Here is a 13,293-nt window from a genome sequence, read left to right as displayed (position 1 = left end):
TCTCATCGAAGATATATCTCGTGGTGAGGCAAGGGACCCTCAAAGCCCCGAACCGGACTACCCGGCGTTATCATTGGGACCAGGGAGTCCATCCAGATGTACTACGCTCGGGCGGGTTCAACGCCTGTGGGGATGTCCGAGATAGCCGGACCATCTCCGGAACATTGCAGTTCTGATATCCAAATCCCCCCCGGGAGGGTGGGGACCTCCCTGAAATTTTTGAAGGAGCGGCCCGGACAGGTGATCGGACCGTCGTGATCTCCGGATCGCCTGTCCACCCCCCTCAAGATCCCCGATTCGCACGTAGAAGGCAAATTAACGACTAATTGCAAATTATCGATGGATAACATATCTTCTTCGAAAAAGTCCCGTCTCGGCACGATAAAAAGCCCGTATTTTCGAGATTTCTTTCCGCTACGATTACGCCTAATCCGCACACGGGAAGGGTCAGGGGTCCTGTAGTACGGGTCGGGATCGGGAGTTATGAGATCACGATATAATCCGCGGGCCACAATTACCATTCCGGGTCATGAATCTTAGGTCCCCAGAGTGTCGAATGTCAGGCTCTTCGCAAGGACGTTTTCACCGGCTCCGGGCGCGGTACCGGCATCGTAACAGGTGGCCCGGGGGGCCCGGGAAGCTCCGGCGCCGGATCGCACTCCCGAATCCATAACTTGCGCAGAAGAGAGATTCTGCGCAAAAATTTAATTATTTGATGTAATAAAGAATAGAGCATGCACGGAGGTTTTTTTTCAGAGTGGCTCGGAAAGTATCGCCATTACCTCCGGATGCGCAATTATTCGGCCCGGACCATCCAGAGTTACGAGCAGGTGGTCCGGAACTTCGGCTACTATGTCTGGCTCCGGCGCACCGCCGACCCGGAGAAGCTCCAGGTCTTCTGGGACGAGCTCGCTCCGGCCCGGCTGGACACCGAGGTGAACGTCAAGCCGGCCATGATCAGCGATTATCTCACCTTCATGAGTTCCCAGCGGACCTACAAGGCGAAGACACTCCACCGGGTCATCTCCACCTTGAGCTCCTTTTACCGGTTCCTCTACGCCCAGGGGGTCATCGAGAACAACCCCATGCTCGGAGTGGAACGGCCGAAGATCAAGGACCAGGAGCTCCGTTATCTTAAACACAGCCAGGTGCTGCGGCTGATCGCCTCCATAGAAGACCCCCGTGACCGGCTTATCGTGCGTACCATCTACGCCACCGGCGTCCGCGTATCGGAGCTCTGCACAATAAACATCGAGGACATCGATTTCGAGGACGAGACCATCCGGGTTAAGGGAAAAGGGGGCAAGATCAGGATCGTGTTCGTGGACCCCGAGACCCTCGAAGAGCTCTCCCGCTTCATCGGGAACCACATCGAGGGGCCGCTTTTCGCCGGCCAGCAGGGGCACCATATCTCTCCCCGCTCGGTACAACATATCTTCAAGAAATATGCCCCGCCGGGCATAACGCCTCACAAAATCCGGCACAGTTACGCGAGCGAACTCTACCGCAGGTCAAAGAACCTGCGGGTGGTCCAGGAGAACCTGGGTCACACCTCCATCAAAACCACCGAGATCTACCTGCATACCGACCTGGACGAGCGGAAACGCGTCTACCAGGAGTTCTTCCCCCTGTCGGAAGGAAATCACGAACCGGTGAAGAAACGCCCCAGGGATGAATCCCCGGAGCACTAGCACCGCTGGAGGTAGGGAGGCCGGATAGTCGGTCGCAGAAAAAAACATGGGGTATCAGGGCTCCTGATCCGAAGAAACGACCATATCAGAGGCCCCCGGAGAAGTAACCGGGCTTTACGGCCCTTGATAGGGAGGAGAACCATATATTCGTTCCCGGGTGAGGTACCGGGTTTTTCGTACTTTCCAGGAAATATTCCTGGTTATCGAAAAATCGCGGATTTCTTTTATTCGTGAAATGGGAGGTCCTATGGAAATTTTCGGGTCTTTTTCCCTTAACGTGAACAAGGAAATCTCCAGGGATCGCCCAGGATGATGAATCTGCATTATTTGGCGGTCGCCCCGGCTGCTCCCCGCAGCTCCGGTGTCCAGACCAGGTAGGTCTTGTGAATCGTAGTACCACTGTCTTTACTGTCGATTGGTATTGACAATATGCAGCGTACTGATATTCGGCAGGGTTTTCCGGGATTCCCCGCCAGAAAGAACTCTTTTTCAGAGATATCGCGCTCCAGCAGGACGTAGCCTGATTTTCACGTTGTTCCGGGACAGTTTATTAATTGAAATTGATTTGGTATCTGATATCGATGAACTCCGTCAGCTCATTCCTGGCGGACGAATTAACGTTATTACGGGTGTATTTCTCAAAAAAACGTCAGGAAATAATCCCTCCCGGTGCAACACGGAGGAATGGATGGCCAGGGGATATCCCTGCTTTCCCCATGTTCCCGGATAGATGGGAGGTGAAAGGCAGGGATTCTCGGGACCTCGATCCCTCCATGGGCCCCGGGTAGGGGGTGCTCGATGCCTTTTCCAATCGCATCTTCCGGAATAAAAATGTGAACAATTCCTGTTATTTTTAATTTTCACCACTTTAATGAGCGCGAATCACTCAACACAAATCGCCCCGATCTTCCTGCCCGGGACAAGTGTCAAAGAAATTGGAAATAAATCTCGAAAAATTACGCCTGAATCCATGAAATAATGCAAAATTATCGGTATTTTTATTACATAAACCATATGATGCTATATGCAATGAGGATACCAAATTTCATCTTCAGAGGGGGGTTGGAGTAGGGATCCGAACCCGGAGTCACTGCATCACTCAGCTGAGATATATCGATCATGATAATTTTTTGAACATCCGTTGAGAGGATTATAGGGGATAAATGGCCTTATTTTCAAAAATTGTCTGTTATTTATGGGATTTATATTCCCCGCGCTCCGCTCCCGCCGGAACACTCATCATCTGGCAGGGGGACTATTCGGGTAATGGGGGAGGATCTCACGCTCTGTTCCCGCCGGGAAGGACCGGTGCTGGTCTTTGACCTTACCGGCCGGCTGGACGATATCACCACCCCGATGGCCGCCGGTCAGGTAAAGGATGCTATCCTTGAGGGGGAACGGAGAATCCTGCTGAATTTTACCGGACTCCATTATATCAACAGCGAGGGCTTGAGAATGCTCGTCACCGGGCTTAAACTCATGAGAGAGCGGGAGGGAAAATTCCTCATTGCCTGTCTCCAGCCCCCGATCAAGAAAATACTCGAGGTTGCGGGATTTGACCGGATGTTCGTATTTTATGACCGGTATAATGACGCCATCGAAGCGCTCTCCAGGCCGTAGCAGGGACCACGCGCGATCCCGGGAAAAATTTCAATTTTGCACGGGTTGCCTGCATCCCCTCCTTTTTTGGGATTCTTGATAAGGGTAGAGAAAGAATCAGCTAGTACAAAAGGCACGGTGACCGGGTTTCTCCGGCCCGCCGGCGGTCACCAGGGGAGGAAGGTCAGAATGAAGGCGTGCAGGGAATTCACGGTCGAGGCAGCGATGGAGAGCCTTTCTGAAATCGCCGCCCTGCTCGAGGATCATCTGAGAGAATCCGGTGTCGGAGAGAAGGATATCTTCGAGATCGGGCTCGCGGTGGACGAAGCCTGCGCAAACATCATCCTCTATGGCTACCGGGAGGGGGGTGGGAATATCAGTGTTTCGTCGTGCGTCCGTAACCACCAGGTGGAAGTCACTATCTCAGACCGCGGCGTCCCTTTTGACCCGCTCACGGTCCCTCCGCCGGACATCGCAGCGGATGTGGACCACCGGAAGATCGGGGGACTCGGGATCCACCTGATCCGGAGCATGACCGACCAGGTGTCCTACCGCTACCAGGGCGGGACCAACCATCTTACCATGGTGAAAGAACGACACCACGAAGGATGCGGGTAATACCTGGCAAACGGACAGGAAAAAGGGTATTTCCGGTGCATTCTAAGGGGAGGGTGGTGGTGCGGGTATTTTCCGTGATTCCCCTGCGCGCTCACTCGAAGCGGATTATTGACGAGCACTTTTGAAAATACCCTCCAGGATCATCAAAGAACTCTAATTTACTTTGTATGCCCCTCCAGGGGCTCCGCCCCGCCGCTGCGGCGCCCCGACAGGATATGCCAGGACTGTCGTAGTTCCGGGATTTTTTTGATTTGATAATGAACAATTATCAGCCGAGCACACGTTTCCGGCGATATCGGGGCCAAATGGGATACGCCCGGAATGTCACGCGATATACTACGCCAATAAGGCAGGGAGTTCTTTTGCCCTAATAAAAAGGATGGTCAGCAATCCCAAAATCACGGTGCCGGGCTTTCTTGCGGGACAGCGGGTGACTGTTGCCGTGGGTTTTTCTCCACTTCCGCCGGGAATGCCTATATCCGATCTCATCGTATTCTCATCCGTGCCGATCGACATCCCTCCCGGCTGGACGCCTCTTCTGGAAGAGCTTGGAAAAGACCCCCGGGGGACCGTGTACATCCTCGGGGGCACCGACCGGGGGAAGACCACCCTCTGCACGGTGCTCCAGGAACTCTCCCCCGGCACCGGGTCCGTGGCGGTCCTCGACTGCGACCCGGGCCAGTCGACCGTCGGTCCGCCTGCCACGGTCGGCCTCCGCCTCGTGAACCTTCACCGTCCGCTGCTGAAATTCGTGGGCTCCACCAGCCCTTCGGGGCATTTTCTCCCCCTGATGACCGGTGCGGCCCGGCTGCACGACATCGCGCTCCAGAAACGGGCCGGCCTGATCCTGGTGGACTCCCCCGGGTACGTGCAGGACGAGGCCGCACAGGAGTTCCATATCAGGATGATCGACCTGCTCGCCCCGCAGTACCTCGTGGGCATCGAACAGGAACGCGAGCTCGAACCCATTCTCGCACCCTTTGCCCGGTCCGGGGCGGTGGTGCACCGCATCCGTCCTTCTCCTTCCGTGATCCCCCGGAACACCGCCTGGAGGAAGAGGTACAGGGAAGAACGGTTCGCGGAGTACTTCCGGGGGGCAACCCTTCACCGCCTTCCCCTGGCGGGCCTCGCAATTCACGGCAATATCCCCCGGAGCTTCCGCCAGCAGGACTGGATCTTCCGGGTGGTTGCCCTCTGCGACCCGGCCCTTATGGTGATCAGGCTCGCAATCGTGGTCAGCCTCGACCTCCGGGGGGACACCCTCGAACTCTTCGCCCCGCCGTTCGCTCCGGAAGAGGTGAGCTCGGTGCAGGTGGGGACGCTGCGGCTCACCTTCTCGGGCGGGGAACTTAAAGGGGCCGATACCCCGCCCGCTGAAGTGCCGACAGAATCCGGTCCCGGTGATCAGGACCCCGGGTCTCAACCTCAATCCTGACCCGCATCCGGTCGAGAGGTACGCCGGGGTCGTCGCGGTCCTGGTCTACCGCGCCGATCACTCCTCCTTCCCGGGAGACTACTTCGAGAAGTGCGGGAAGCGACCGGGAGTCTTCCTTAATAAGAACCGCGATACGGGCTATCCGGCCGGAATCAAAAAGGCCCCGCTTGAGGATTCGTTCCAGCAGGAAGGTATCGACGTTGCCGCCGGAGATCACCAGCACCACCTTCTCCCCGGGGGTTACTGCAACCGCTCCGGAAAGAAGCGCCGCGAGGGGGACGGCGCCGGCTCCCTCCGCGAGCACTTTTTTCCGCTCCAGGAGGAGGAGGACCGCGTCGAGGATCGCCTGCTCCTCAACCGCCACCACCTGGTCCACGAGGTCCCGGATGAGGGGAAAGGTCAGGTCGCCCGTCCGTTTCACCCTGATACCGTCGGCGATGGTGGACTCGGCGTCAACGGCGACCGGGCCTCCGCGCTCCCGCGAGGCGATGGCGGAGGGGCACGCCGAGGCCTGCACCCCGGTGACCCGGGCGCTTCTCCGGAGCCCCCTGACTGCCAGGGCGATCCCCGCGATCAACCCCCCTCCTCCTACCGGGACCAGCACCCGGTCGACGTCCGGGAGGTCGGCGAGGATCTCGAGCCCGATCGTACCCTGCCCGGCGACGACCGCGGGGTCGTCGTACGGATGGATGAACATCATCCCTTCGGTTCCGGCCAGTTCCTTCGCCCGGACGATGCTCTCCTCGAGGCTGGTACCTGCGAGAATAACCCGGGCCCCGTAGCCCCGGGAGGCCTCCTGCTTGGAGAGCGAGGTCCACTCGGGCATCACGATGGCAGCGGGAACACCGGCGAGGCCGGCGGCCACCGCTACCCCCTGTGCATGGTTTCCTGCCGAGGCGGCAATAACTCCGGCGGGCCCGATGGCATCGCGCGATGAGAGGATACGATTGGTGGCGCCCCGGACTTTGAACGACCCCGCCTTTTGCATGGATTCGAGTTTGAGATAGACCTCCGCCCCGCTCATGGACGAGAAGGTGGGGGAGTACACCAGCGGGGTGCGGATGATCTTTCCCCGTATCCTCGATTCGGCTTCCCTGATATCGACAAGGGTGACCAAGGGTTCAGTCCTCCAAAAAGATCAGAAGATCAGGGAGATTCTTCCTGTATGATGTCGGTCACGCACCGGAGCTCTTCGGCGAGGAGGCGAACGATGTCGTCGGCAGTGATGATCCCCACCAGCCTCCCGCCGGTGTCCACGATGGGGAGCCGACGGACGCCTTCAGCCCTCGCACAGCGGACGGCCTCATAGATGCCGGTCCCGTCCTCGACTACCAGCAGGTCGCCGGTCATGATATCCTTCGCCTTTACCTTCTTCCCGTCCAGGTCTTCGGCGAGCACCCGGAGCACCAGGTCCCGGTCGGTGACAATCCCCAGCGGGCAGTCGTCCGGACCGGTGATCACCACCGATCCGACCCCCGCCTCGCTCATCAGCCTGGCCACTTCGTGGGCAGTGGCGTCCGGGGAAGCGGTAATGACCGCCGCCCTGCAGCATTCAAGAATAGTCATCAGAGCATCACTCCTTCGTCGAGTGTGAAGGAGGAAGTAATATTTAAGATTACCCGGGATGACCGCGGGCTCCTCCCGGAACGGCCTCGGGAAGGGTATATGCTGAGGGACCCGGGACATCTGATCCCCCAGGAACGTCATGAAGAAGGGATGTTAACAAAGCCGGTCCGCCTGCAAAGTACCTAAAGGGAGGTGAGAAAGGCCGGATATCCTGCAAAGGTGAATCGCTCCCGCTGAAGTTACCGTTTTTCCTGGTGATACCGCGCCCCGACCGGCACCGGGATCGTCCCGGTATGACGGGGGAGGAACTTTATACTCCCGGCACTCCATCGGGGTTTGGTGAACGGGAAGATGCCCTGGAAGAAGATCGCCCTCATGGTGGTGCTGGTAGTCGTCATTGCCCTGGCGTTCATCAGCATCGTTCCCCTGATGCTCCCCCCGGGAGGACCGCCTGCGGACTCCCGGCTTTCCATGATCAATCTCCCGGCAGGGTTCCACATCGGGGTGTATACCCCCGACGTTCCAGGGGCTCGCGAGATGGCCCTTGGCCCTGAAGGGATGATCTTTGTCGGGACCAGGGGGGAGGGGAAGGTCTACGCGGTAATCGACGAGAACAACGACTCCGTGGCAGACCGGGTGGAGATCGTTGCCGGGAACCTCTACCTCCCGAACGGTGTCGCCTACCGGGACGGTGCGCTGTACGTGGCGGAAGTGAACCGGGTGCTCAGGTACGACGACATCTCCTCCCGGCTCGACACCCCTCCGCCGCCGGTAGTGGTCAACGGCAACTTCCCCTCGGACACGACCCACGGATGGAAGTTCATCGCGTTCGGGCCGGACGGGAAGCTCTACGTCCCGGTGGGGATGCCCTGCAATATCTGCATCGAGGATACGCCCCTGTACGGCACCATCATGCGGATGAACCCCGACGGCTCGGACCTTGAGATCTATGCCTCGGGGATTCGGAACACGGTGGGGTTCGACTGGGACCCGGAGACGGGTTTTGTGTGGTTCACGGATAACGGTCAGGACTTTCTCGGGGAGGACCTCCCTCCCGACGAGCTGAACGTCGCCACAACACACGGCCAGAACTTCGGTTTTCCTCTCTGTTACGGAGATAATATTCCCGATCCTGCCGTTCAGGGCAACGGGTGCCCGGGAGCGATACCTCCCGCCCTGGAACTGCCGGCCCATGTCGCCCCCCTGGGGATGGAGTTCTACCGGGGGAGCATGTTCCCCGCAGAATACCGGGGAAGGATCTTCATCGCCGAGCACGGGTCCTGGAACCGGGTGGTGCCGGTCGGGTACCAGGTGGTGAGCGTGACCATGGAGAACGGGACCGCGGTCTCCTGGGAGCCGTTCGCGTCGGGATGGCTGCAGGGGGCTTCGGCGTGGGGGAGACCGGTGGACGTGCTTACCCTTCCAGACGGGTCCCTGCTGGTCTCCGACGACCAGGCGGGAGCGATCTACCGGATATGGTACGGGTAAATTGCACGCAGAACACATCCGGAAATTTTCTTTTTTTCATCCGGTCCCCTGTGTGAGTCGCAATCGAATTTTTTCCGTGAAACAGGGTCATCCATGGAAAATTACGGGCGAGATCAGGGGAAGATTTAAATAAACCCAAAAAAATCTCTATTTGCCGAGAAAATCGGCGTTTAACAGGAGGAGGAATGGAGTTACAAAAGATATTCGTACCTGCCGTTATCGCCCTGATGTTCCTCGTGGGGGCTGCTGTAGCCGATACGGGAACGATTAACATGCCTGAGACCCAGGGCCTGACCACCGGGACCACGATCCAGGCGCTGGGCACAGTGACCGAGACGGACGGGCTGGTCTGGACCCTCGACACCGATCAGCTCCCGCCCGATCTCCCCCTCATGAGAGAGATCATCTACACCACGTCCTATAGCGAGGATACCATTGCCGATCAGGGCTTGGTGACTTATACCAAGTCTGCCGCACTCGATACCGGTCCCATGGTGGCGGGCCAGTATAATTTCAAGACCGCGAAAGTGGTCGAGTTCGTGGGGCTTGATACGGGGAGAATGATAACCAGTGAAGACGAGGTCATCGACGGAGCGATGGGGTATATGCCCAATGCGGATGAAGTGTTCATCTGTCCGTTCCTGTCGTTACCGGAATCGTACATTCCCACGTTCTGCAACATCGAACAGATGGGAAGCACTGCGGATCTGACCATCGGATCGCTCGCCACCACGACGGATGAACGCCATGTGGCGAAGTCGGGTGACCCCGGCGTGGCCATGGACTATTCTGTCAAGCTCACGGGCTTTGGTGACATCCCGGCGATGGGGAGTGCAACTGCATTCATAAACGTGCACATACAGGAAGCACGGACGCTCGGGGACGATGAAGGAGAATTCCTCAAGGCCGAGGACCTTGTCTACGGGGAAACGACCACCGCGGCCGGCGAGATCACGCTCTTCCAGAAAGTGATGGGTTTCGACTCGAAGGTTACCGGTGCGCTTCCGACTGAACTTACAGGATAATTCTTCCCTTTTTTCCGATAGGGTCCTTCAGGATCCGATCTCTTCGATCCGGCCCCTTGCTTGTCCTGAACACGCCTCTTCATGCAGGGATCGCTGGTCTTTTGCGGATCAATCAAGAAGTTATATATATCTCTTTATAAGACTGTATTTTGCCGAAATCCGGCGAATTTAGGAGGAGTAATGAAATCTTTCACATTAGCACTACTGACCATCGTCACGCTGGCAGTCGTGACCGGCGGAGTATTCGCCGACACGGGGATCTTCCAAACCCCCGAGACGCAGGGGTTCTCCACCGGGACCACGATCCAGGCACTGGGGACGGTGACGGAGACCGACGGACTTACCTGGATCATCTCCAGCGACACCATACCGCCGGAGGATCTGCTTTTCATTTATTACACCACGTCGTATAGCGAGGACACCATCGCGGACCAGGGGCTGGTCTCGTACGTGAAAACGGCGTCCATCGATACTGCCGAACAGGCTGTCGGGGTTGACAACGTCGCGACCTCGAAAGTCGTGGAATTTATCGGGCTCGATACCGGGAGGATGACCTCGTCAGAGAACGTAGTCCTCGACGGGGCAAGTTCCGGATTCGAGGGGGAGGAAAACTTCATTTGTCCTTTCGCGGCAACTGTCGACTCGTTCATCCCCGCGTTCTGTAACATCGAGGAGATGGGAAGCGACATGGACCTCACATTAGGTTCCCTCACCACTACCACTGGCGAGCACTTCCTGGGCTACGCGGCTGACCCCGGCGTCTCCATGGATTATTCCGTGAAGCTTACCGGTTTCGGCGACGTTCCTGCAATGGGAAGCGCGGATGCGTATATCAACGTGCATGTCCAGGAGGCCAGGGAGGGACCGGTCATCGATGACATTGGAGCCGCAAAGGCGGAGGACCTGACGTATTCCGAATTCACCACCGCGAGCGGGGACATCACCCTGTTCCAGAAGGTAATGGGGTACGACTCGAAGGTCTCGGGGCCCCTGCCCACTTTTGATCTGCCGGAATGATAATTTCCTTTTTTTGGCTATTCTTACCATTTATTGATGAACGCAAAAAATCTGAATTACCGAGAAATTCGGTCATTTGGTGTTTCAAGGGCATTTTCACTGTGGTGCCGGAATTTTGCGAGACCAAATTGGGTGATTTTTATTGTTACGCCGCGAATTTTCTTTTTTTCCTCGTGGCCATTACGGTGATGAAGGCCAGGACCGAGGTAAACCCTCCAAAGAGGAACGCGACCCTGAACGCATCCAGCAGGAGTCCGGGAGGGATGGCATCTGCCACGAAGGGACCGGTGATCCCGGCAAGGACGACCCCCGCCAGGACCGCCTCGAATACCGCGACCCCCAGCGTCGAGCCAAGGTTCCGTATGGTAAGGAGCATGGAAGAGACCGACCCGACCTCTCCTTCGGGGGCAAGCGCCATCACCTGCACGCTGTTCGAAGGGATGAACCCGCCGACCCCGAGCCCGATCAGTACCAGGCCCCCATAGAGGAGTGCGTCGTCCCCGGTCACACCCGGTCGGGCGATGGCGATGAATCCCAGGGCCAGGGCCACCGCGGAGGCCGCGGACGGAATGCGGGGCCCGATCCGGTCGGAGAGCGCCCCGAAGAGCGGTCCGGCGAGGAATATCGCCCCGGAGGGGATGGTGAGCACAAGCCCCGCGATATCGGGAGGGAGCCCCCGGACATACTCCAGATAGAAGGGGAGGAGAAAGAGCGCCCCGGAAAAGACGAGCATGACCATCAGGGTGGCCAGGTTTGACAGGGCGTAGTCCCGGACCCGGAAGAGGCCGATGTTAAAGACCCGGTACGGGATGGAGCGTTCACGCCGGATAAAGAGGGCGGCGAACACAAACGCCCCGAGGAGCGAGAGAACGACGGGAAAGGAGGTCCAGCCGAGCGCCTGGCCCTGGTTTAGGACGAACAGGATACCGAGGATTGCGAAAAAGATGAGGACTGCTCCTGCATAGTCGAACTTCTGCCTCCCGGGCAGGGAATTTTTCGGTACGGTACGGAGCGCGATGAAGAAGCCGGCGATCCCCACCGGGACGTTGATGAAGAATATCCAGTGCCAGGTGAGGTAGGTGGTGATGAACCCCCCGATCGCCGGCCCGAGGGCGATCCCGAGCGAGGCGAACATGGCCACGATCCCGAGTCCCTTCCCTCTGGCGGCGCGAGGGAGCGCGATCATCACGATCGCGGTGGTGAGGGCCGAGAGCATCGATGCCCCGACCCCCTGGAGGAGCCGGGACCCGATCAGCATCGCCGCGCTTCCCGATATCCCGCAGAGGAACGATCCGGCCACGAAGACCAGGTAGCCGGTGGAGAAGATGCGGTGATACCCTTTCAGATCCCCCAGTTTGCCGAAGGCGGGAAGAAAACTGCACATCACCAGCAGGTACCCCATGATCACCCACGAGATGGTCGCGGTGGAGACTCCGAACTCCAGGGAGATGGTGGGGAGGCTGATATTAACGATAGTGATGTCGAGCGAGGTCATGAAGACGGCGATACCGACGGTAAGCAGGAGAAGGCGGTTCGACGGCGTACCGGAGGCGGGGGGATCGTCCATGACGTTCGTAACAGTGGTTCCCGGAAGAACCCTAAAACATTGTGAATTGGTAGCCGGAAAAAGGCCAGGGAGGACTTACAGAGCCCGTCACGGGCACATGGAACCGAATGGGCAGTGGAGCCGTGGGACTTGCCGCGATTGTCACCCGGAAAAGCCACGCATCGGTAAGGGTGGGGGATATTGCCGACCCAGGGGGTTTGCCGGTGAAGACAAACCTGCAGTACAGGACGCTCCGGGATCTACGCCCTGCCCCTGCGGTGTCCCAACAAGATAAGTCCGTGCTGTCGGAGGATCGCGAACTTTTCCGGTTGAAATTGTGCGAAGCTCGGAAGCGAAGACAGGAATGTTTCTAGAGACCTTCGCGGCGGGGTCAGGCCGGTGGAACCTTTATCGGTTTCCCTCTCCAGAGGATGATGAGTATGACCGATCTGGAAGAGTGCGACACCGATCAACCGGAACGAAGAATGTGCATCCGCGCCCCCGGGATCTGGCGGGACAGGGTCGCCACCGTGCTGATGACCCTCGCGGGTCTCGCGGCGGTGTATGCCTTCATGGCCCCCCTGCTCACCATGACTTCGTATCCGCCTTCGACGGTGATGGTCGAGCTCTGGCGGGAGTTCGGGTACCTGGTCTTTGCCGGGCTCTTCTTCATGCTGGCCGCAAATCCGCGGGCCTATCCGGGGGTGTGGGAGGTCTCCATGTTCCACAAGGCGGCGCTCGCACTGAGCGGGATCATTCTCCTCGGGGCGGCGACCGACGCAGCGGCCACCGCCCTTTTCGACGGGATCCTCCTGATCGTGCTGATCGTCTGCTACCTGCTCACGAAGGGATATTCGGCCTGGGGAAGGTTCCGGGAACTGTAACCCGCGATCCCCGCCCTGCTTCTCCAGGGACCGTTGGACCGGTGGGGAGAAGAACTCGCATTTTTCGTTTTCCAGGAACTTGTGGGGTATTCCCACCTGGCGAGCGATGAACATTTTTTACTCCCCGACAGGATTATCGAAAGACAATTTACAGAATATAACGCTCCCGAGGCTGCGCCCCGCCACGTGGCGCCTCAACAGGATATGGCATGGACTGTTGGCTGCAGAATATTCTGGAAAATAACTTAGTGATTTCATAAGTATCGATTGTAAAATATGTGACAGGAAAATCGCCGGATTGAGTTCTTGATCCGCCGCCGGGGGGCCCTTCGGGAGCGGCGGAACCATCCTGATCGGGAATGTTCCGGAAATAAAGAGTGTAACCCAGATGCATCCCCCGTAAGATCCCGACTATCATTATACA

12 protein-coding genes are annotated in these 13,293 nt (G+C 58.2%); 8 read left to right on the top strand and 4 right to left on the bottom strand.

Features of this window, described 5'->3' with window-relative positions; genetic code table 11:
* Positions 1-536 precede the first annotated feature (536 nt).
* Positions 537-671: a hypothetical protein gene (locus J2741_RS13025; RefSeq protein WP_280897349.1), complete on the bottom strand. Its 135-nt coding sequence runs from the start codon at positions 669-671 to the stop codon at positions 537-539.
* A gap of 63 nt (positions 672-734) precedes the next feature.
* On the opposite strand from J2741_RS13025, the gene xerA reads away from it, so the two are divergent.
* The 4 genes from xerA (at position 735) to J2741_RS04600 (ending at position 5,343) form a co-directional block, all read left to right on the top strand.
* Positions 735-1,691 carry a site-specific tyrosine recombinase/integron integrase gene (xerA, locus tag J2741_RS04615; RefSeq protein WP_209673847.1) on the top strand — a complete coding sequence of 319 codons (957 nt, stop codon included), beginning with the start codon at positions 735-737 and terminating at the stop codon, positions 1,689-1,691.
* A gap of 1,266 nt (positions 1,692-2,957) precedes the next feature.
* On the top strand, positions 2,958-3,311 hold the full coding sequence (locus J2741_RS04610) for an STAS domain-containing protein (RefSeq protein WP_209673846.1): 354 nt from the start codon (positions 2,958-2,960) through the stop codon (positions 3,309-3,311).
* Between the two features lie 168 nt (positions 3,312-3,479).
* The gene (locus J2741_RS04605) at positions 3,480-3,908 is read left to right on the top strand and encodes an ATP-binding protein (RefSeq protein ID WP_209673845.1); all 429 of its coding nucleotides are present in this window, start codon (positions 3,480-3,482) and stop codon (positions 3,906-3,908) included.
* A gap of 502 nt (positions 3,909-4,410) precedes the next feature.
* The gene (locus tag J2741_RS04600; RefSeq protein ID WP_209673844.1) at positions 4,411-5,343 is read left to right on the top strand and encodes a Clp1/GlmU family protein; all 933 of its coding nucleotides are present in this window, start codon (positions 4,411-4,413) and stop codon (positions 5,341-5,343) included.
* On the opposite strand, the gene ilvA is transcribed toward J2741_RS04600, so the two are convergent.
* Positions 5,258-6,460 carry a threonine ammonia-lyase gene (gene ilvA / locus J2741_RS04595; RefSeq protein ID WP_209673843.1) on the bottom strand — a complete coding sequence of 401 codons (1,203 nt, stop codon included), beginning with the start codon at positions 6,458-6,460 and terminating at the stop codon, positions 5,258-5,260. The genes J2741_RS04600 and ilvA overlap by 86 nt on opposite strands.
* Positions 6,461-6,489: 29 nt before the next feature.
* Complete coding sequence (locus J2741_RS04590) at positions 6,490-6,909, bottom strand: CBS domain-containing protein (protein WP_209673842.1); 420 nt, start codon at positions 6,907-6,909, stop codon at positions 6,490-6,492.
* A 339-nt stretch (positions 6,910-7,248) separates the two neighbouring features.
* Here J2741_RS04590 and J2741_RS04585 point away from each other — a divergent pair, with 339 nt between their 5' ends.
* The 3 genes from J2741_RS04585 (at position 7,249) to J2741_RS04575 (ending at position 10,439) form a co-directional block, all read left to right on the top strand.
* Positions 7,249-8,397, top strand: coding sequence for a PQQ-dependent sugar dehydrogenase (locus J2741_RS04585; protein ID WP_342452227.1), 1,149 nt, complete (start codon positions 7,249-7,251; stop codon positions 8,395-8,397).
* Positions 8,398-8,582: 185 nt separating this feature from the next.
* Positions 8,583-9,422: a hypothetical protein gene (locus J2741_RS04580; protein ID WP_209673841.1), complete on the top strand. Its 840-nt coding sequence runs from the start codon at positions 8,583-8,585 to the stop codon at positions 9,420-9,422.
* A gap of 180 nt (positions 9,423-9,602) precedes the next feature.
* On the top strand, positions 9,603-10,439 hold the full coding sequence (locus J2741_RS04575) for a hypothetical protein (protein ID WP_209673840.1): 837 nt from the start codon (positions 9,603-9,605) through the stop codon (positions 10,437-10,439).
* A 145-nt stretch (positions 10,440-10,584) separates the two neighbouring features.
* Here the strand turns inward: J2741_RS04575 and J2741_RS04570 are convergent, their stop codons facing one another.
* Entirely contained in the window at positions 10,585-12,006 is a 1,422-nt protein-coding gene (locus tag J2741_RS04570; protein ID WP_209673839.1) for a DHA2 family efflux MFS transporter permease subunit, read from the bottom strand.
* Positions 12,007-12,425: 419 nt separating this feature from the next.
* Between J2741_RS04570 and J2741_RS04565 the strand changes: the two genes are divergently transcribed.
* On the top strand, positions 12,426-12,869 hold the full coding sequence (locus J2741_RS04565; protein WP_209673838.1) for a hypothetical protein: 444 nt from the start codon (positions 12,426-12,428) through the stop codon (positions 12,867-12,869).
* Positions 12,870-13,293 lie beyond the last annotated feature (424 nt).

This window comes from Methanolinea mesophila, assembly GCF_017873855.1.
GTDB classification, from domain to species: domain Archaea; phylum Halobacteriota; class Methanomicrobia; order Methanomicrobiales; family Methanospirillaceae; genus Methanolinea_B; species Methanolinea_B mesophila.
The sequence above is the reverse complement of the archived record's forward strand: the minus strand, read 5'-3'. Positions and strand labels throughout refer to the sequence as shown.

Excerpts from the sequence above, each read along its gene's own strand:
- xerA (WP_209673847.1), top strand. The coding sequence starts at position 735 with ATGCACGGAGGTTTTTTTTCAGAGTGGCTCGGAAAGTATCGCCATTAC.
- J2741_RS04605 (WP_209673845.1), top strand. The coding sequence starts at position 3,480 with ATGAAGGCGTGCAGGGAATTCACGGTCGAGGCAGCGATGGAGAGCCTT.
- J2741_RS04575 (WP_209673840.1), top strand. The coding sequence starts at position 9,603 with ATGAAATCTTTCACATTAGCACTACTGACCATCGTCACGCTGGCAGTC.
- J2741_RS04590 (WP_209673842.1), bottom strand. The coding sequence starts at position 6,909 with ATGACTATTCTTGAATGCTGCAGGGCGGCGGTCATTACCGCTTCCCCG.
- J2741_RS13025 (WP_280897349.1), bottom strand. The coding sequence starts at position 671 with ATGGATTCGGGAGTGCGATCCGGCGCCGGAGCTTCCCGGGCCCCCCGG.
- J2741_RS04565 (WP_209673838.1), top strand. The coding sequence starts at position 12,426 with ATGACCGATCTGGAAGAGTGCGACACCGATCAACCGGAACGAAGAATG.
- J2741_RS04570 (WP_209673839.1), bottom strand. The coding sequence starts at position 12,006 with ATGGACGATCCCCCCGCCTCCGGTACGCCGTCGAACCGCCTTCTCCTG.
- J2741_RS04610 (WP_209673846.1), top strand. The coding sequence starts at position 2,958 with ATGGGGGAGGATCTCACGCTCTGTTCCCGCCGGGAAGGACCGGTGCTG.
- J2741_RS04580 (WP_209673841.1), top strand. The coding sequence starts at position 8,583 with ATGGAGTTACAAAAGATATTCGTACCTGCCGTTATCGCCCTGATGTTC.